Below are 17,557 nucleotides of genomic sequence, written 5' to 3'. Positions count from 1 at the left end.
AAGCCACCGGCCTACGGCTTGCCGGGCCAGGGCTGCCAGGCTGAGCCGAAGCAGCCCTGCCAGAGCCTCAGAACAGCACGCGGCTGCGCAGGGTGCCACTCACCCGGGCCAGCTTGTCCAGCGCCAGGTCGGACGAGGCAGCATCGATGTCGATCACCACATAGCCGATCTTCTCGTTGGTCTGCAGGTACTGGGCCGACACATTGATGGCGTTGTCCGAGAAGATGCGGTTGATCTCGGACAGCACCCCTGGCACGTTGCGGTGGATGTGCAGCAGACGGTGCTTGCCGGGGTGGGCCGGCAGCGCCACCTCGGGGAAGTTGACCGACGAGGTGCTGGTGCCGTTGTCGCTGTACTTGACCAGCTTCTCGGCCACCTCCAGGCCAATGTTGGCCTGCGCCTCCAAGGTGGAGCCGCCAATGTGCGGGGTCAGGATCACGTTGTCCAGCCCGCGCAGGGGCGACTGGAACTCGTCCTTGTTGGTGCGCGGCTCGACCGGGAACACGTCGATGGCGGCGCCCAGAAGCTTCTTGGCCTGGAGGGCCGCAGCCAGCGCCTCAATATCCACCACCGTGCCGCGCGCGGCGTTGATGAGGATGCCGCCGGGTTTCATGGCAGCGATCTCGGCGGCGCCGATCATGCCCTCGGTGGACGGCAGCTCGGGCACGTGCAGGCTCACGATGTCGCTCTGGCCCAGCAGGTCGTGCAGGTGTTGCACCTGCCGCGCATTGCCCAGGGGCAGCTTGTTGACCACATCAAAGAAGGCCACGTGCATGCCCAGCGCCTCGGCCAGCACCGACAGCTGCGTGCCGATGGAGCCGTAGCCCACGATGCCCAGGGTCTTGCCACGGATCTCGTAGGCGTTGTCGGCGCTCTTGAGCCAGCCGCCCCGGTGCGCCACGGCGTTCTTCTCGGGCACCCCGCGCAGCAGCAGGATGGCTTCGGCCAGCACCAGCTCGGCCACAGAGCGGGTGTTGGAGTACGGCGCGTTGAACACCGCAATGCCCCGCTCGCGCGCGGCGTTCAAATCCACCTGGTTGGTGCCAATACAAAAGCAGCCCACGGCCACCAGCTTGTGGGCCTGGGCAAACACCTCTTCGGTCAGCTGCGTGCGCGAGCGGATGCCTACAAAGTGCACGTCGGCGATCTTGCGCTTGAGTTCCTCGTCCGGCAGCGCACCGGACACCGTCTCGATCTGCGTATAGCCCGCCGCCCGGATCACATCCACTGCGGAGGAGTGGATGCCTTCGAGCAGCAGAAACTTGATCTTGTTCTTGTCGAGCGAATTGGTGGCCATGGCGATGAAGGAGAAGGGGTGAAAGAAGGAAACGTCCGGCGCGCGGCGGCGCGAACGAACCGAGGGTGTCCACGCAGGTGAACAGTCACCAGCATGGTGCATTGCACAAAACCTTGCAAGCCTCGGCAAATGCGCCACACCTTGTCACAAAAAGGTCACAATCGCACCCCTCACGGGTAACCCAAGGGGTTTCCCCGGTTGATGCATGGCGCGAGGTCATGCGACAACGACATATCAATGTCACAAAGGCTGCATAGCATCCGGCCCTTGTGCTTTTCGTCATCCTCGGAGGAAATATTCATGAAAACGAAGCTTCTGGCGGTCTGTGCTGCTGTTGCCATGTCGGTCTGCGTGCCTGCACAAGCGCAGGCTCCCATTGAGATCCAATGGTGGCACTCGATGAGTGCAGCGCTGGGCGACTGGGTCAATGACCTGGCCAAGCAATACAACGCCAGCCAGACCCAGTACAAGGTGGTTCCCACGTACAAGGGCCAGTATGACGAATCGATGACCGGTGCCATCGCCGCGTTCCGCGCCGGCAATGCTCCCCACATCCTGCAGGTGTTCGAAGTGGGCACCGCCACCATGATGGCCAGCAAGGGCGCCATCGTGCCTGCGGCCAAGGTGCTGAACGACGCAGGCTTCAAGTTTGAGCCCACCGAATACGTGTCCGCAGTGGCCGGCTACTACACCGCCCCCAATGGCCAGATGCTGAGCTACCCGCTCAACAGCTCCACCACCATCTTCTATTACAACAAGGACGCCTTCAAGAAGGCCGGCCTGGACGCCGACAAGCCGCCCAAGACCTGGCCCGAAGTGTTTGCTGCTGCCTCCAAGCTGAAGGCCAGCGGCCACAGCTGCCCGTTCACCACCAGCTGGGTGAGCTGGACGCAGCTGGAGAGCTTCTCGCTGTGGCACAACACTCTGTTCGCATCGAAGAACAACGGCTTTGATGGCAACGACGCCCAGCTGCAGATCAATACCCCCCTGCACGTGCGCCACTTCGAGAACCTGGCCAAGGCCTCCAAGGAAGGCAGCTTCGTCTACAAGGGCCGCAACAACACCGCCGATGCATCCTTCCCCTCCGGTGAATGCGCCATGATCACCGGCTCGTCGGGCCTGTACGCCCGCGTGGCCAAGGAAGCCAAGTTTGCCTACGGCATCTCCACCCTGCCCTACTACCCTGACGTGAAGGGCGCTCCCCAGAACACCGCCATCGGTGGTGCCAGCCTGTGGGTGATGGCCGGCAAGAAGCCCGAGGAATACAAGGGCGTGGCCAGCTTCCTGAACTTCCTGAACGACACCAAGGTGCAGGCCGCCAGCCACCAGCGCACGGGCTACCTGCCTGTGACCATGGGCGCGTACAAGCTCACAGAGGCCTCCGGTTTCTATGACAAGAACCCCGGCACCGATGTGGCCGTGACGCAGATGATCCGCAAGGCCACCGACAAGTCGCGCGGCATCCGCTTGGGCAACTTCGTGCAGATCCGCTCGATCATCGACGAGGAAACCGAACAAATCTGGTCGGGCAAGAAGTCGCCCAAGGAAGCCCTGGACACCGCCGTGACCCGTGGCAACGAGCAGCTGGCCCGCTTCGCACGCGCCAACAAGTAAGCACGGTCCACCATCTGTCGATGCCACCTGGCCACCCGGCCGGGCGGCATCGAAAGCCCGCCGCCCCGTCAACCCACTTGGTTCACGGGGCGGCGGGGTTTTCTTTTTGAGAGTTTCGTCATGGAAAAACGCGTACTTTTCCGCTCTGCGTGGCTACCCTGGGTGCTTCTGGCTCCCCAGCTGGTCATCATCAGCGTGTTCTTCTTCTGGCCCGCAGGCCAGGCCCTGGTGCAGTCGTTCCAGATGCAGGACAGCTTTGGCATGTCCACCGAATGGGTGGGGCTGGACAACTTCAAGGCCCTGTTTGAAGACCCGGGCTATCTCGCCTCGTTCAAGACCACGGCCTTCTTCTCGATCCTGGTGGCGGTGGTGGGCATCGGCCTGTCGCTGATCCTCGCGATCTTCGCCGACCGCATCATCAAGGGCGCCATCGTCTACAAGACCGCCCTGCTGCTGCCCTACGCCGTCGCCCCTGCGGTGGCAGGTGTGCTGTGGATGTTCATGTTCTCGCCCTCGTTGGGTGTGGTGGCCTACATGCTGCGCCAGTCGGGCTTTGACTGGAACCACATGCTCAACTCCGACCACGCGATGACGCTGATCGTGATTGCAGCGGTGTGGAAGCAGATCTCCTACAACTTCCTGTTTTTCCTCGCAGGTTTGCAGTCCATCCCCAAATCGCTGATCGAAGCCGCCGCCATCGACGGTGCGGGCCCCTGGCGCCGGTTCTGGAGCATTCAGTTCCCGCTGCTGTCGCCCACCACGTTCTTCCTGCTGGTGATCAACGTCGTGTACGCGTTCTTCGACACCTTTGCCATCGTGGACTCGACCACCCAGGGCGGTCCCGGGCGCGATACCTCCATCCTGGTCTACAAGGTCTACCACGATGGTTTCAAGGCCATGGACATGGGCGGCTCGGCCGCGCAATCGGTGGTGCTGATGGCCATCGTGGTGGTGCTCACCGTCATTCAGTTCCGCTACGTTGAGAAAAAGGTTCAATACTAAAAATGGTCGAACGCAGCCCCTATCTCACAGCGTTCTCGCACCTCATCATGGTGCTGGGCGTGATCATCGTCGGCTTCCCGCTGTACCTGGCCTTCGTGGCCTCCACCCATACCGCACAGGACATCGTTCAGGTGCCCATGCCCATGGTGCCCGGCAGCAACTTCTGGCAGACCTACCACGACGCGCTGTTTGGCGGCGGCGCGGGTGCGGGCTCCACCGCGCCTGTGGCCCGCATGATGTGGGTGAGTTTTGTCACCGCCATGGTCATCACGGTGGGCAAGATCGCCATCTCGCTGCTGTCGGCGTTTGCCATCGTGTACTTCCGCTTCCCCTTCAAGGGCATCTGCTTCTGGCTGATCTTCATCACGCTGATGCTGCCCGTGGAAGTGCGCATCGGGCCTACCTACCAGGTCGTATCCAACCTGGGCATGCTCAACACCTACGCGGGCCTCACGGTGCCGCTGATCGCCTCGGCCACCGCCACCTTCCTGTTCCGCCAGTTCTTCCTGACGGTGCCCGATGAGCTGGTGGAGGCCGCACGTGTGGACGGCGCCGGTCCGATGCGCTTTTTCAAGGACATCCTGGTGCCGCTGTCGCGCACTTCGGTTGCCGCACTGTTCGTGATCCAGTTCATCTACGGCTGGAACCAGTACCTGTGGCCGCTCTTGGTGACCACATCCGAAGACATGTACCCGGTGGTCATCGGCATCAAGCGCATGCTGGCCGGTGGCGACGCAGGCAACGAATGGAACATCGTGATGGCCACGGCCCTCCTGGCCATGCTGCCGCCTGCCTTTGTGGTGGTGGTCATGCAACGCTGGTTCGTCAAGGGCCTGGTGGACACCGAAAAATAAGACAAAACTCCTGCAAGCGCTTGTTCAATAAGCCCCTGTAGCTATCAAATTCATTGCACATATGGCATCCCTCTCTCTCCGCAACATCGTCAAGCGCTACGGCGTGGGCCCCAAGGCCAACCAGGTCATCCACGGCGTGAACGCCGAGGTCAAGGACGGCGAGTTCGTCGTCATCGTCGGCCCCTCGGGCTGCGGCAAGTCCACCCTGCTGCGCATGGTGGCGGGCCTGGAAGAAATCTCCGGCGGCGAACTGCGCATTGGCGACCGTGTGGTCAACGACCTGGAACCCGCCCAGCGCGACATCGCGATGGTGTTCCAAAACTACGCGCTGTACCCCCACATGACGAACTTCGAGAACATGGCCTATGGCCTGAAGATCGCCAAGGTACCCAAGGAAGAGATCAAGGCGCGCGTCGACAAGGCCGCCAAGATCCTCGAACTGGGCCACCTGCTGGAGCGCAAGCCGCGCGAGCTGTCGGGCGGCCAGCGCCAGCGCGTGGCCATGGGCCGCGCCATCGTGCGCCAGCCCCAGGTGTTCCTGTTTGACGAGCCGCTGTCCAACCTGGACGCCAAGCTGCGCGCCCAGACCCGCCTCGAAATCCAGAAGCTGCACCGCGAACTGGGCATCACCAGCCTGTTCGTGACACACGACCAGGTCGAGGCCATGACGCTGGCCCAGCGCATGATCGTGATGAACGCGGGCAACATGGAGCAGTTCGGCACGCCCGAAGAGGTCTACCACACGCCCGCCTCCACCTTCGTGGCCAGTTTCATCGGCTCGCCGCCGATGAACCTGCTCAAAAACGCACCAGGCGCCAAACCGGGCACCATTCTGGGCATCCGCCCGGAGCATCTGGATGTGCGCAGCGAGGGTTGGGCCGTTACCGTCGAAACTGTGGAGTTGCTGGGTGCCGAGCGCCTGATCTACGGCCGCATCAACGGCGAACAGATCATCGTGCGGGTAGAAGAAGGCACCCACGCGCCGCAGCCGGATGCGGTGATCCACGTCGTGCCCCGTCCCGACCGCCTGCACGCTTTCGATGCCACCACCGGTAAACGCATCCCCGACTGAGCCCGTGCAGCCGCCTGAAGCCGCCGGCACCGGGCACGGGGTTCTGGCCACCGTGCCGGTGCTGGCCTCGCTGCACCTGGCAGAGACCCGGCAGTTCTACGTCGAGCGGCTGGGGTTCACCGCACTGCTAGAGATGGATAACTACCTGATCCTGCAGCGCGATGGCTGCGAGCTGCACTTTTGGCCCTGCACCGAGCGCCATATAGCAGAAAACACTTCGTGCTACGTACGTGCAGACACTGGGTTGCTGCATGCGGATTTCACGGCACGCGGCCTGCAACTGGCACCTCCCACTGTCCAGCCCTGGGGCATGAAGGAGATGTATGTCATCGACCCCCATGGCAATCTGCTGAAATTTGGTGAACCCGCATGAGCGCACCCTCGTCTACCCTCGCCCCCTGGCCCTACCCCCGCTGGATCGCCCACCGCGGCGCGGGCAAGCTGGCCCCTGAGAACACCTTGGCCGCCTTCCGGCTGGGTGCCCAATACGGCTACCGCATGTTCGAGTGCGACGCCAAGCTGAGCAGCGACGGCGTGCCCTTTCTGATGCACGACGCCACGCTGGAGCGCACGACCAACGGCCACGGCACCGGCGGCGACCGGCCCTGGACCCAGCTTGCCCAGCTGGATGCAGGTGGCTGGCATTCCCGCAGCTACGCGGGCGAGCCCCTTCCCACACTGGAGAACCTGGCGCGCTACTGCATTGCCAACGGGTTTTTCCTGAACATCGAGATCAAGCCCACACCAGGCCAAGAAGAAGTGACTGGCCGCGTGGTGGGTGAATACGCTGCGCGGCTGTGGCAAGGCCAGGCTGTGCCGCCCTTGTTCTCGTCGTTCAAGCCCGAGGCACTGGCCGGTGCCATGGCCACCGCCCCCCACATACCCCGCGCGCTGCTGATCGACGCGCTGTGGGACGGGTGTTTGGACAAAGCCCAGGCGCTGGGCTGCGTGGCCATCGTGTGCAACCACGCGCTGTGGGACCAGGCCCTGGTGGACCAAGTGCACGGCCTGGGCATGCGTACGCTGAGCTACACGGTGAATGACGACTGGGCAGCGCAGCGCCTCATCGCGCTGGGCACGGACGGCATCATCACCGACCGAGTGGATTTTTTCTCGCCTGCCAAGCCATAGGGCACCACTTCACCAAAACACCCCCCATCCCAATCCAGCGGCCACCGTGGGCCGGCCTCACCGGGCCACCGGTGGTGTCGCGCTTAGCGCCTCAGGGGGTCAATCCATCTTCGCGCCGGACTTCTTGACAGCATCCGCCCAGCGTGGCATCTCGGCGGCCAGGAACTTGGCAAAGTCGTCCGCGCCCAGAAACGCCGGGTCTGCGCCCTGGCTCACCATGCGGTTGCGCACGTCGGGCATCTGCAGCACCTGGCCAAAGGCGTCACTGAGCTTGTTGACCACGTCCTTGGGCGTGCCTGCAGGCGCCAGAAAACCGTAGAAGCCCACCACCTCAAAGCCCTTGATACCGCTCTCGATCACCGTGGGCACCTCGGGCAGCGCGGGGTTGCGCTCCTTGCTGGTCACGGCCAGGGCGCGCACCTTGCCCTGCTTGTGGTACGACGCAGCCTGCGGAATGCTCTCGGCCATGAACTGCACCTGCCCGCCCATGAGGTCGGTGAATGCCGGCGCGCTGCCCCGGTAGGGGATGTGCACCATGAACAGGCCCGTGGCGGTCTTGAACATCTCGGGCACCAGGTGGCTGATGCCGCCATTGCCCGCCGAGCCAAAGTTGACCTGACCAGGCCGCGACTTGGCATAGGCCATGAACTCCTGCAGATTCTTGGCGGGCACGCTGGTGTTGACCAGCAAGGCCAGCGGCTGCATGGCCGTGCGCGCCACGGGCACAAAGTCCTTGAGGGTGGCATAGGGCAGGCGGCTGTACAGCGCGGGGTTGATGACCATCACCCCGGTGTTGGCCAGCATGATGGTGTGGCCGTCAGGGGGCGCTTTCATCACCTCCTGCGCGCCCACGGTGCCACCGGCTCCGGCTTTGTAGTCCATCACCACCGGCTGGCCCAGCACGGTCTGCAGCTTGTCGGACAGCAGGCGCGCATGCTGGTCCAGCGGCCCGCCGGCGGGGAAGCCCACCACGATACGGATGGGCTTGGACGGAAACGCCTGCGCATGCACGGCGGCAGCAAAGGCCAGGCCTGCGGCCAGGGTGATGCAGGTACGCAGCAGCTTCATGGGGTTGTCTCCAGCATTGGTTGTGGGTGTACGGGGGTGTTCGCTAGTTCCGTCAGAGCGGGCCATGGCAACCGTCCTGGAAGGTGTAACGAGGCTATCAGACACCAGGGCGCGACAGCCCTCCAGATCACCTCTCGCAAACCCTCAAAACACGTGACGGCTTGCTGAAAGCTTCAAGCCTTCCAGCCCCGCACCAGCACCCACTGGCAAGTGGCGCAGGCCACCACCAGCGCGGCATAGGTGAGCATCTTGCCGTCACGCCCCCACAGCACCAGCCCTGCCGCGAGCACCGCCACCCCCACGGCAAACAGAATCGCCCACCGCAGCCACACAGACATTGCAGAGGCACTGCGCGAGCCCACCATGCGGCCCGAAAGCAACAACACCAGCGCCATGGCGGCAGCGGGTGCAACAAAGTTGAGAAGGTGGTTGGCGATGTCCAGCGGACCCATGGAATTGACCCAAATCAAGGCTTGAACAAGCAAGGCCGCCTGTTCGGGCCAACAATTTTATAATTGCGGCTTATGGCAGTCTGGGCCCTCGGCATCAACCACACCACCGCGCCGCTCGATCTGCGCGGCCGGTTTGCGTTTGCGCTCGATCAGATTGCGCCCACGTTGCAGGGTTTGCGCCAGTCGCTGGGCAGCAACACCCGGCACCCCGGCGTGGAAACCGCCATCATTTCCACCTGCAACCGCACCGAGATTTACTGCGCTGCCGAGGCATCGGCCATGGACCACACGCTGGGCTGGTTGGCCCAAAGCGGTGGCGTGAGCCCCGCGCTGCTGCGCTCGCACTCCTACACCCTCGAAGACAGCCTCGTCGCCCGCCATGCCTTCCGCGTGGCCAGCGGCCTCGATTCGATGGTGCTGGGCGAGGCCCAGATCCTGGGCCAGATGAAAGACGCTGTGCGCGCCGCCGAAACAGCCGGCGCTTTAGGCACCACGCTCAACCAGCTGTTCCAGCGCAGCTTTGCGGTGGCCAAAGAGGTGCGCACCAGCACCGAGATTGGCGCCCACAGCATCAGCATGGCCGCCGCCGCCGTGCGCCTGGCCAGCCAGCTGTTTGAAGACCTCTCCAAGATCCGCGTGCTCTTCGTCGGCGCGGGTGAAATGATCGAGCTGTGCGCCACGCACTTCGCCGCCAAGAACCCCAAGGCCATCGCCATTGCCAACCGCACGCTGGAGCGCGGCGAAAAGCTCGCCACCCGTTTCGGTGGTGAGGTGATGCGCCTGGCCGACCTGCCCGAGCGCCTGCACGAGTTCGACGCCGTCATCAGTTGCACCGCCAGCAGCCTGCCCATCATCGGCCTGGGCGCGGTGGAGCGCGCGCTCAAGAAGCGCCGCCACCGCCCCATCTTCATGGTGGACCTGGCTGTGCCGCGCGACATCGAGCCCGAGGTGAAAGCCCTGGGCGACGTCTACCTGTACACCGTGGACGACCTGGCCACCGTGGTCCAGACCGCGCAGGCCAACCGCCAGGCCGCCGTGGCGCAGGCCGAAGCCATCATCGACGCCGGTGTGCAAAGCTTCATGCACTGGATGGAGTTGCGTAGCCCCGCGGCGGCCGAGGGCGGCGTGGTGCCGCTGATCCAGCAGCTCAACGCCCAGACGGACGAATGGCGCGCGCTGGAAATCGCCCGTGCCAAGAAGCTGCTGGCCAAGGGCGAGGATGTGGACGCCGTGCTCGAAGCCCTCTCGCGCGGCCTCACGCAAAAGATGCTGCACGGCACCCTGGCCGAGCTGCGTGCGGGCGATGCCGAGATGCGCGCCCAGACGGCCCAGACCGTCTCACGCCTGTTCCTGCGCTCGCAAAGCAAGACCCCCCACAACAACGGCCTGTAGCGGCGCTCGCCCGCTCCGCAGCCGTTCCGATTTGAGTCAAATCGGCCTCAAGCGCTTGATATACAAGCGCTACCAGCTACCAAATCTGTAGCAAATCCTTTTCCCAGAATTCCATGAAACCCTTTCTCCGAAGCCAGCTGGAGCGCTACGCACAACGCCTGGGCGAGCTCGACTTCCTGCTCTCGCGCGAAGACATCATGAGCGACATGGCGCAGTACCGGCGCATTTCCGTCGAACATGCCGAGGTCACGCAGATCGCCGGCCGCTACGCCCGCTACCAGCAGCGCGAGGCCGACTTGGCCGGTGCGCGCGAGATGCTGGCCGACCCCGACATGGCCGAAATGGCGCAAGAAGAAATCACCGGTGCCGAGGCTGAGCTGGTACAGCTGGAGGACGAACTTCAGCGCCTGTTGCTGCCCAAGGACCCTGACGACGCGCGCAATGCCTTCGTCGAAATCCGCGCGGGCACGGGCGGCGATGAATCCGCCCTGTTCGCCGCCGACCTGACCCGCATGTACACCCGCTATGCCGCCACCGAGGGCTGGAAGGTGGAGATCATGAGCGCCAACGAAAGCGAGCTGGGCGGCTACAAGGAAATCGTGCTGCGCGTGGAGGGCGACCACGTCTACGGCGCGCTCAAGTTCGAATCCGGCGGCCACCGCGTGCAGCGCGTGCCCGCCACCGAGACGCAGGGCCGCATCCACACCAGCGCCTGCACCGTGGCCGTGATGCCCGAGCCCGATGAGCACCAGGCCATCACCCTGAACCCGGCAGACCTGCGCATCGACACCTTCCGCGCCAGCGGCGCGGGCGGCCAGCACATCAACAAGACCGACTCCGCCGTGCGCGTGGTGCACTTGCCCACCGGCATCGTGGCCGAATGCCAGGACGGCCGCAGTCAGCACAGCAACAAGGCCAAGGCGCTGCAGGTGCTGCAGGCGCGCATCCAGGAGAAAGAGCGCAGCGAACGCGCCGCCAAAGAAGCCGCGCTGCGCAAGGGCCTGATCGGCAGCGGCGACCGCAGCGACCGCATCCGCACCTACAACTTCCCGCAGGGGCGCCTGACCGACCACCGCATCAACCTCACGCTGTACAAGCTGCTGGCCGTGATGGAAGGCGACCTGGGCGATGTGCTGCAGGCCCTGCAGCATGCCCGCGAGGCCGAGCAGCTGGAAGAGCTGGAGATGGGCGCCACCGGGTGAGCCAGGCCAGAATTTGAGACAAATTGGCTGGTAGCGCTAGAGTCATATGCCTGAAAAGCTATCAAAACAATAGTGAACCACACCACCTCTCCCACCCTCGCCCAGGCTTTGGCGCAGGCCCACACCCTGGGCCTGGCGCGTATCGACGCGCAACTGCTGCTGCTGCACGCCGTGGGTCGGCCTGATGCAGGCCGCGCCTGGCTGCTGGCGCACGACACCGACGCCATGGACGAAGCCGTGCACGCCCAGTTCATCGCCCTGTGCCAGCGCCGTTTGGCGGGCGAGCCGGTGGCCTACCTCACCGGCCGCAAGGAGTTCTACGGCCTGCCGCTGCAGGTGGACGCGCGCGTGCTGGACCCGCGCCCCGACACCGAAACCCTGGTGGACTGGGCGCTGCAGGTGATCGCCCCGCTGGCATCGCCCCGCGTGGTGGACCTGGGCACCGGCAGCGGTGCCATCGCCCTGGCGCTGCAAAGCCAGCGCACCGACGCCCAGGTGCTCGCGGTAGATGCCAGTACCGATGCGCTGGCTGTGGCGCAGGCGAATGCGGAGCGGCTGGGCCTGCCCGTGCAGTTCCAGCCAGCCAACTGGCTGGCGGGCGTGGAGGGCCCCTTCGATGCCATCGTCTCCAACCCGCCCTACATCCCCAGCGCCGACCCGCACCTGGCGGCCCTGACCCATGAGCCGCTGCAGGCCCTGGCCAGCGGCGCAGACGGCCTGGAAGACATCCGCACCATCGCGGCCCAGGCGCCCACCCACCTGCGCCCCGGCGGCTGGCTGCTGCTAGAGCATGGCTACGACCAGGCCCAAGCCGTGCAGGCGCTGCTGGCCACCCAGGGGTTTACGCAGGTACACAGCCGCAATGACCTCGCTGGCATTGCGCGTTGCACGGGCGGGCAGTGGCCTGCGGCGCAGACAGTGAAATAATCCACCCCATCGCGGGCTCCTAGCCCCCCCTGCCCGCCAGCCCCTTTACCAGGAGTTTTCCCCATGAGCGACACCCAACAACGCATCGACGCCCTCGTCAAATCCAGCGATATCCTGCTGTTCATGAAGGGCAGCGCCAGCTTCCCCATGTGCGGTTTCTCCGGCCGCGCCATCCAGATCCTGAAGGCCTGCGGCGTGGACCCCAAGAGCGTGGTCACCGTCAACGTGCTGGAAGACGACGAAATCCGCCAGGGCATCAAGGAATACAGCAACTGGCCCACGATCCCCCAGCTGTACGTGAAGGGCGAGTTCATCGGCGGCTCGGACATCATGATGGAGATGTACGAATCGGGCGAACTCAAGCAGGTGCTGGGCACCGAAGGCTGATCGACGCAGCCGTTGCGCCACCCGCCATCAGGCCGCCTTCGGGCGGCCTTTTTGTTTGCCCGCAACAGTGGCACCAATCAGGGGCTTTTCCGATGGAGCAGCGGGCATGTTGTGTGCTTGAATGATTGCGTGACGTAACCCTCACAGGAGCATGCAATGACCAGCCATAGCCTTGTTCCCCAGTCTCCCGCCCTGCGCCTGCCGGTGGCCCAGATGCGCAACGTGTTCCATCCGGGTGATGTGGAACGCAAGCTGGCCCGGTTGCAAGAGTCGGGCAACCAGCGCGAATACGAAACCCTGCGCACCGTGTACGAACGCATGCTGGAGCGTGGCCCGGAGCGTTTTCAGGTCAAGCCCTCTGGCGTGCCCGACATGGCCAGCCTGTACGAGCAGTTGCCCAACTTCACCGAGGTGCTGGACGATGTGAAGCGCCACGTGGCGCTGGCACAGGACAGCAGCGATGGCCTGGAAGTTACGCCCATGCTGTTGCTGGGCCCGCCCGGCATTGGCAAGACCCACTTTGCACGCCACCTGGCCGAGCTGCTGGGCACGGGCATGAACCTGCTGCCGATGAGTTCCATGACCGCTGGCTGGCTGCTGTCGGGCTCGTCCGCACAATGGAAGGGCGCGCGGCCTGGCAAAGTGTTCGAAGCGCTTGTGGAGGGCGAATACGCCAACCCGGTCATCGTGGTGGACGAGATCGACAAGGCCAGCAGCGATGCGCAGTACGACCCACTGGGCGCGCTGTACAGCCTGCTCGAATACGACACGGCGCAGAGCTTTACCGACGAGTTTGCCGAGGTGGCCATCGACGCGAGCCAGGTGATCTGGATCACCACAGCCAACGACACACGCGGCATTCCCGACCCCATCCTGAACCGCATGAACGTGTTCGAGGTGGAGGCGCCCACGCTGGAGCAGGCCCGCACCATCGCCCGCAACCTGTACCAGGGTATCCGCGCAGGGCATGACTGGGGTCGCCTGATCGACCCCGAACCGCTGGACGACGTGCTCGACCACCTGGCCCAAATGCCCCCGCGCGAGATGCGGCGGGCGCTGATGACCGGCTTTGGCAACGCGCGGCTGGACCGCCGGTCTACCGTGGAGATCACCGACCTGCCCAAGGCGGCCACGGGGCGCAGCCGCATCGGCTTTGTGCAGTAAGTAGCGCGGTCGCCTGCTGGTGCCGCCTCCCCCGCCACGCCAAGCAAAGGCTTGGCGCGGGGTTGGCACCACCCACCCAGGCAGCATCAGCAGGCCGGCGCACAAGGTGCGCAGATACACTTGGTGGCCCGTGCACACACACCGTGCACCGGCTCCACCCTCGTCCCATGACCCTGTCCCAAAGCCTCTTCGTGATCGGGCTGCTGATTGCAGCCAGCGCCTTTTTCTCCATGGCCGAGATTTCGCTCGCGGCCGCCCGCCGCCTGCGCCTGCGCCAGATGGCCGACGAAGGCGACGCGCGCGCGGACCGGGTACTGCGCATGCAAGAGCAGCCGGGCGACTATTTCACGGTGGTGCAGGTGGGGCAAAACGCTGTGGCCATCCTGGGCGGTATCGTGGGCGAAGGGGCATTGAGCCCGCATTTCAGCGAACTGTTTGCGCTGTGGATGTCAGGGCCCACGGCCGAGCGGGCGGGGTTCCTGGCCTCCTTCCTCATCATCACCTCGCTGTTCATCCTGTTTGCCGACCTGTTCCCCAAACGCCTGGGCATGGCCGAGCCCGAACGGCTGGTGATACGGCTGGCACAGCCCATGGCCTGGTGCATGACGCTGTTGCGGCCGCTGGTGTGGTTCTACAGCCGGGGGGCGGATGCGCTGTTCCGCCTGTTGGGCTTGTCATCGTTGCGCGACGACCGCATCACCTCCGACGACATCCTAGCCATGATGGAGGCCGGTGCCCGCGCCGGGGTGCTGGCAGCGCGCGAGCAACAGGTCATCACCAACGTGTTTGAGCTGGACACGCGCACGGTGTCCAGCGCCATGTCGCCGCGCGACCGGGTGGCGTTCTTCCTGCGCGACGAGCCCGACTCGGTGATCCGCCTGCGCATTGCGGCCGAGCCGTTTTCCACCTACCCGGTCTGCGAGGGCGACATCGACCATGTGGTGGGCTATGTGGATGCCAAGGACCTGTTTCAGCGCGTGCTGAACAACCAGCCCATTTCACTGGCCGACGACAGCCTGGTGCGCAAGGTGCTGATCGTGCCCGACCGGCTGACCCTGTCGGAGGTGCTTGAGCAGTTCCGCCAAGTCCACGAGGACTTTGCCGTGATCGTGAACGAGTACAGCCTGGTGGTCGGTGTGGTCACGCTCAACGATGTCATGAGCACCGTGATGGGTGACCTGGTGGGCCCGGCGGACGAAGAGCAGATCGTGCGACGGGATGAGAACTCCTGGCTCATCGATGGGGTCACCCCCATTGAGGATGTGCTGCACGCCCTGTCGCTGGACGAGCTGCCGCACACCGGCGAGTACGAAACCCTGGCGGGCTTCCTGATGGTGATGCTACGCCGCGTGCCACGCCGCACTGACAGCGTGAGCTGGGGTGGCTACAAGTTTGAGGTGCTGGACGTGGACAGCTATCGCATCGACCAGGTCATGGTCTCCAGGCTGGGCGGGGCCCCTGGTGCATCGGCCCCGAGCCCGTCAGCACCGACGGGAACCGCTGTGGAGTGACCAAGGTGCGGCCCGTGTCACAGCCACGCTGATCGTTCTATGCGGCCGGCGACTGCGGCCGATCGGCAAACAGCCACTTGCGCTGCGCTCCAAAGACGGCATCGGGGTAAGGCGACCGGCCGCGGCTGCCGTTGTAGCGGCCCAGGGCCATGAACAAATCGCCCTGCTCACGATCGATGTAGTGACGCAGGATGACGCAGCCAAAACGCAGGTTGGTCTGCATGTGAAACAGCTTACCCGGGTCGCCATCGCCAATCACGCGCGTCCAAAAGGGCATGACCTGCATGTAGCCCCGCGCTCCAACGCTGGACACCGCAAACTTGCGGAATCCGCTTTCTACCTGGATCAGCCCCAAGACCAGGGATACATCCAGCCCGGCGCGCTTGGATTCGTACCAGACCGTCTGCAAAAAATCGCGGCGTACTTCCAGGTCCGGTTTGCGCGGCCGCAGGCGATCACTCTGCGTGCCCAGCCACCGCAGGTAGTGCAGGCGCGCTTCAGTGGTAAAAAACTCCGGCTCGGGCGGCGCCTGGTTGGCAATGGCAGAGCTGAGTGCGGTGCGCACCGAGTCCATCAGGGGCTCCTCCAGCTGCCCGCCAGCGTGCGCCACCTGCGGAGCGCCCAGCCAGGCGGCGGGCGCTGCCAGCGAAGCCAGCGACAACAGGCAGCCGCGCCGCGACAGCCCCGCAGGGCCGCCCGAGGCCGCGGCCGACGGAGCGATGGAGGAGGCGCCGCTCATGCTCATACGGCCATGCGGCCCTTCACATGGGCCAGGATGTCGGCCACGGCCACCTTGGTGGCGGCGGTGTCACGGCGGTGCTGGTACTCGACAACGCCCTCTTTCAGGCTCTTGTCGCCAATGGTCACGCGGTGTGGCACGCCGATCAATTCCCAGTCGGCAAACATCGCGCCGGGGCGCTCGCCACGGTCGTCCAGGATCACGTCCACGCCCGCGGCCAGCAGGTCGGCATACAGTTGCTCGGCCGTGGCTTTGACGGCCTCGCTGCGGTCCATGCCCACGGGGCAGACCACCACCGTGAACGGCGCAATCGCATCCGGCCAGATGATGCCGCGCTCGTCGTGGTTTTGTTCAATGGCGGCAGCGGGCAGGCGCGTCACGCCAATGCCGTAGCAGCCCATCTCGAAGAATGCCGGCTTGCCGTCGTCGCCCAGGAAGGTCGCGTTCATGCCCTTGCTGTATTTGGTGCCCAGGTAGAACACATGGCCCACTTCGATACCGCGCTCGATCGCCAGCTCGCCCTTGCCGTCCGGGGAGCGGTCGCCCGCCACCACGTTGCGCAGATCGGCCACCATGTCAGGCTCGGGCAGGTCGCGGCCCCAGTTGACGCCGGCGATGTGAAAGTCCACTTCGTTGGCGCCGCAGATCCAGTCGGCCATCACAGCGACTTCGCGGTCTGCCACGATCTTCAAAGGCTTCTTCAAGCCGATGGGGCCCAGATAACCCGGCTTGCAGCCAAAGTGGTCCTCAATTTCGCCCAGCGTCGCAAAGCGGAAGCCCGCCAGTCCTGGCACCTTGCCAACCTTGATCTCGTTCATATCGTGGTCGCCGCGCAGCAGCAGCAGCCACACCTGGGTCTTGACGATCTCACCCGCTTCGTTGGTTTCGTCCGTGGCCAGCACCAGTGACTTGACCGTGGTGTTCAGCGGAACACCCAGCAGTTCTGCCACATCGGCACAGGTGCTCTTGCCTGGGGTGGCTGTTTTGGTCAGCGCCTGCGTGGCAGCGCCGCGTGGTCCGGCGGGGGCCAGCGCCTCCGCCTTTTCCATGTTGGCGGCGTAGTCGCTCTGCGGGCAGTAGACGATGGCGTCTTCGCCCGTAGCGGCAATCACCTGGAACTCTTCCGACAGGTCCCCCCCGATGGCGCCGCTGTCAGCGGCGACGGCACGGTAGGTCAGGCCGAAGCGGTCAAAGATCCGCCGATAGGCAGCAGCCATCACCTGGTAGCTGGCCTTGGCGGCCACTTGGTCGCGGTCAAAGCTGTAGGCATCCTTCATGATGAACTCACGTCCGCGCATGAGGCCAAAACGGGGGCGGCGCTCGTCGCGGAACTTGGTCTGGATCTGGTAAAAGTTCTTCGGCAGCTGCTTGTAACTCTTGAGCTCTTGACGGGCGATGTCAGTGATCACTTCTTCGCTGGTCGGCTGCACCACGAAGTCGCGACCATGGCGATCCTGGATGCGCAGCAGCTCGGGGCCCATTTTCTCAAAGCGCCCGGTTTCCTGCCAGAGCTCAGCGGGCTGCACCACGGGCATGGTCAGCTCGACAGCACCCGCGCGGTTCATCTCTTCACGCACGATGGCTTCCACCTTGCGGATCACGCGCAGGCCCAGAGGCATGTAGTTATAGATGCCAGCGCCCAGCTTCTTGATCAGCCCGGCCCGCGTCATGAGTTTGTGGCTGACCACTTCGGCGTCCGCCGGAGCTTCCTTGAGGGTGGAAATGAAGAATTGGGAGGCTTTCAT

The 17,557-nt window shown here is 64.6% G+C and carries 17 protein-coding genes; 12 read left to right on the top strand and 5 right to left on the bottom strand.

What is annotated here, in order from left to right:
• Positions 1-67 precede the first annotated feature (67 nt).
• Positions 68-1,297, bottom strand: coding sequence for a phosphoglycerate dehydrogenase (gene serA / locus C8C95_RS14660; protein ID WP_116749054.1), 1,230 nt, complete (start codon positions 1,295-1,297; stop codon positions 68-70).
• 300 nt (positions 1,298-1,597) lie between these two features.
• On the opposite strand from serA, the gene ugpB reads away from it, so the two are divergent.
• The 6 genes from ugpB (at position 1,598) to ugpQ (ending at position 6,970) form a co-directional block, all read left to right on the top strand.
• Positions 1,598-2,911 carry a sn-glycerol-3-phosphate ABC transporter substrate-binding protein UgpB gene (gene ugpB / locus C8C95_RS14655; protein ID WP_116749053.1) on the top strand — a complete coding sequence of 438 codons (1,314 nt, stop codon included), beginning with the start codon at positions 1,598-1,600 and terminating at the stop codon, positions 2,909-2,911.
• A gap of 120 nt (positions 2,912-3,031) precedes the next feature.
• Positions 3,032-3,913: a sn-glycerol-3-phosphate ABC transporter permease UgpA gene (gene ugpA, locus C8C95_RS14650; RefSeq protein WP_015012736.1), complete on the top strand. Its 882-nt coding sequence runs from the start codon at positions 3,032-3,034 to the stop codon at positions 3,911-3,913.
• 2 nt (positions 3,914-3,915) lie between these two features.
• Positions 3,916-4,767, top strand: a complete 852-nt coding sequence (ugpE, locus tag C8C95_RS14645; RefSeq protein ID WP_056060366.1) for a sn-glycerol-3-phosphate ABC transporter permease UgpE — start codon at positions 3,916-3,918, stop codon at positions 4,765-4,767.
• Positions 4,768-4,828: 61 nt separating this feature from the next.
• A complete protein-coding gene (locus C8C95_RS14640) occupies positions 4,829-5,839 on the top strand; it encodes a sn-glycerol-3-phosphate import ATP-binding protein UgpC (RefSeq protein ID WP_056060362.1) in 1,011 nt (336 codons plus the stop codon).
• 4 nt (positions 5,840-5,843) lie between these two features.
• A complete protein-coding gene (locus tag C8C95_RS14635) occupies positions 5,844-6,212 on the top strand; it encodes a VOC family protein (RefSeq protein ID WP_116749052.1) in 369 nt (122 codons plus the stop codon).
• On the top strand, positions 6,209-6,970 hold the full coding sequence (gene ugpQ, locus C8C95_RS14630; protein ID WP_116749051.1) for a glycerophosphodiester phosphodiesterase: 762 nt from the start codon (positions 6,209-6,211) through the stop codon (positions 6,968-6,970). The genes C8C95_RS14635 and ugpQ overlap by 4 nt, the downstream gene beginning before the upstream one ends.
• 99 nt (positions 6,971-7,069) lie before the next feature.
• Here ugpQ and C8C95_RS14625 read toward each other — a convergent pair whose 3' ends face one another.
• Together C8C95_RS14625 and C8C95_RS14620 are read right to left on the bottom strand one after the other, a co-directional pair.
• Positions 7,070-8,038: a tripartite tricarboxylate transporter substrate binding protein gene (locus C8C95_RS14625; RefSeq protein WP_116749050.1), complete on the bottom strand. Its 969-nt coding sequence runs from the start codon at positions 8,036-8,038 to the stop codon at positions 7,070-7,072.
• Positions 8,039-8,211: 173 nt separating this feature from the next.
• Positions 8,212-8,490: a hypothetical protein gene (locus tag C8C95_RS14620; RefSeq protein WP_116749049.1), complete on the bottom strand. Its 279-nt coding sequence runs from the start codon at positions 8,488-8,490 to the stop codon at positions 8,212-8,214.
• A 72-nt stretch (positions 8,491-8,562) separates the two neighbouring features.
• On the opposite strand from C8C95_RS14620, the gene hemA reads away from it, so the two are divergent.
• The 6 genes from hemA (at position 8,563) to C8C95_RS14590 (ending at position 15,073) form a co-directional block, all read left to right on the top strand.
• Positions 8,563-9,882 carry a glutamyl-tRNA reductase gene (hemA, locus tag C8C95_RS14615; protein ID WP_116749048.1) on the top strand — a complete coding sequence of 440 codons (1,320 nt, stop codon included), beginning with the start codon at positions 8,563-8,565 and terminating at the stop codon, positions 9,880-9,882.
• 113 nt (positions 9,883-9,995) lie between these two features.
• Positions 9,996-11,084, top strand: coding sequence for a peptide chain release factor 1 (prfA, locus tag C8C95_RS14610; protein ID WP_116749047.1), 1,089 nt, complete (start codon positions 9,996-9,998; stop codon positions 11,082-11,084).
• Between the two features lie 72 nt (positions 11,085-11,156).
• The gene (gene prmC / locus C8C95_RS14605) at positions 11,157-12,011 is read left to right on the top strand and encodes a peptide chain release factor N(5)-glutamine methyltransferase (protein WP_116749046.1); all 855 of its coding nucleotides are present in this window, start codon (positions 11,157-11,159) and stop codon (positions 12,009-12,011) included.
• 63 nt (positions 12,012-12,074) lie between these two features.
• On the top strand, positions 12,075-12,398 hold the full coding sequence (gene grxD, locus C8C95_RS14600) for a Grx4 family monothiol glutaredoxin (RefSeq protein ID WP_015012726.1): 324 nt from the start codon (positions 12,075-12,077) through the stop codon (positions 12,396-12,398).
• 156 nt (positions 12,399-12,554) lie between these two features.
• Positions 12,555-13,562, top strand: coding sequence for an AAA family ATPase (locus C8C95_RS14595; protein WP_116749045.1), 1,008 nt, complete (start codon positions 12,555-12,557; stop codon positions 13,560-13,562).
• 167 nt (positions 13,563-13,729) lie between these two features.
• Positions 13,730-15,073: a hemolysin family protein gene (locus tag C8C95_RS14590; RefSeq protein WP_116749044.1), complete on the top strand. Its 1,344-nt coding sequence runs from the start codon at positions 13,730-13,732 to the stop codon at positions 15,071-15,073.
• Between the two features lie 37 nt (positions 15,074-15,110).
• Here the strand turns inward: C8C95_RS14590 and C8C95_RS14585 are convergent, their stop codons facing one another.
• Both C8C95_RS14585 and C8C95_RS14580 read right to left on the bottom strand, forming a co-directional pair.
• Positions 15,111-15,818, bottom strand: coding sequence for a lytic transglycosylase domain-containing protein (locus C8C95_RS14585; RefSeq protein WP_207780605.1), 708 nt, complete (start codon positions 15,816-15,818; stop codon positions 15,111-15,113).
• The gene (locus C8C95_RS14580; RefSeq protein ID WP_116749042.1) at positions 15,815-17,557 is read right to left on the bottom strand and encodes a proline--tRNA ligase; all 1,743 of its coding nucleotides are present in this window, start codon (positions 17,555-17,557) and stop codon (positions 15,815-15,817) included. Before C8C95_RS14580 ends, C8C95_RS14585 begins: the two co-directional genes overlap by 4 nt.

This window comes from Acidovorax sp. 99, assembly GCF_003096455.1.
In the GTDB taxonomy this organism is placed as follows: Bacteria; Pseudomonadota; Gammaproteobacteria; order Burkholderiales; family Burkholderiaceae_C; genus Acidovorax; species Acidovorax delafieldii.
The sequence above is the reverse complement of the archived record's forward strand: the minus strand, read 5'-3'. Positions and strand labels throughout refer to the sequence as shown.

Coding starts and splice junctions, on each gene's coding strand:
- C8C95_RS14625 (WP_116749050.1), bottom strand. CDS start 8,038: ATGAAGCTGCTGCGTACCTGCATCACCCTGGCCGCAGGCCTGGCCTTT.
- prfA (WP_116749047.1), top strand. CDS start 9,996: ATGAAACCCTTTCTCCGAAGCCAGCTGGAGCGCTACGCACAACGCCTG.
- C8C95_RS14590 (WP_116749044.1), top strand. CDS start 13,730: ATGACCCTGTCCCAAAGCCTCTTCGTGATCGGGCTGCTGATTGCAGCC.
- C8C95_RS14595 (WP_116749045.1), top strand. CDS start 12,555: ATGACCAGCCATAGCCTTGTTCCCCAGTCTCCCGCCCTGCGCCTGCCG.
- ugpB (WP_116749053.1), top strand. CDS start 1,598: ATGAAAACGAAGCTTCTGGCGGTCTGTGCTGCTGTTGCCATGTCGGTC.
- ugpA (WP_015012736.1), top strand. CDS start 3,032: ATGGAAAAACGCGTACTTTTCCGCTCTGCGTGGCTACCCTGGGTGCTT.
- serA (WP_116749054.1), bottom strand. CDS start 1,297: ATGGCCACCAATTCGCTCGACAAGAACAAGATCAAGTTTCTGCTGCTC.
- C8C95_RS14580 (WP_116749042.1), bottom strand. CDS start 17,557: ATGAAAGCCTCCCAATTCTTCATTTCCACCCTCAAGGAAGCTCCGGCG.
- C8C95_RS14640 (WP_056060362.1), top strand. CDS start 4,829: ATGGCATCCCTCTCTCTCCGCAACATCGTCAAGCGCTACGGCGTGGGC.
- C8C95_RS14585 (WP_207780605.1), bottom strand. CDS start 15,818: ATGAGCATGAGCGGCGCCTCCTCCATCGCTCCGTCGGCCGCGGCCTCG.
- hemA (WP_116749048.1), top strand. CDS start 8,563: ATGGCAGTCTGGGCCCTCGGCATCAACCACACCACCGCGCCGCTCGAT.
- ugpQ (WP_116749051.1), top strand. CDS start 6,209: ATGAGCGCACCCTCGTCTACCCTCGCCCCCTGGCCCTACCCCCGCTGG.
- grxD (WP_015012726.1), top strand. CDS start 12,075: ATGAGCGACACCCAACAACGCATCGACGCCCTCGTCAAATCCAGCGAT.
- C8C95_RS14620 (WP_116749049.1), bottom strand. CDS start 8,490: ATGGGTCCGCTGGACATCGCCAACCACCTTCTCAACTTTGTTGCACCC.
- ugpE (WP_056060366.1), top strand. CDS start 3,916: ATGGTCGAACGCAGCCCCTATCTCACAGCGTTCTCGCACCTCATCATG.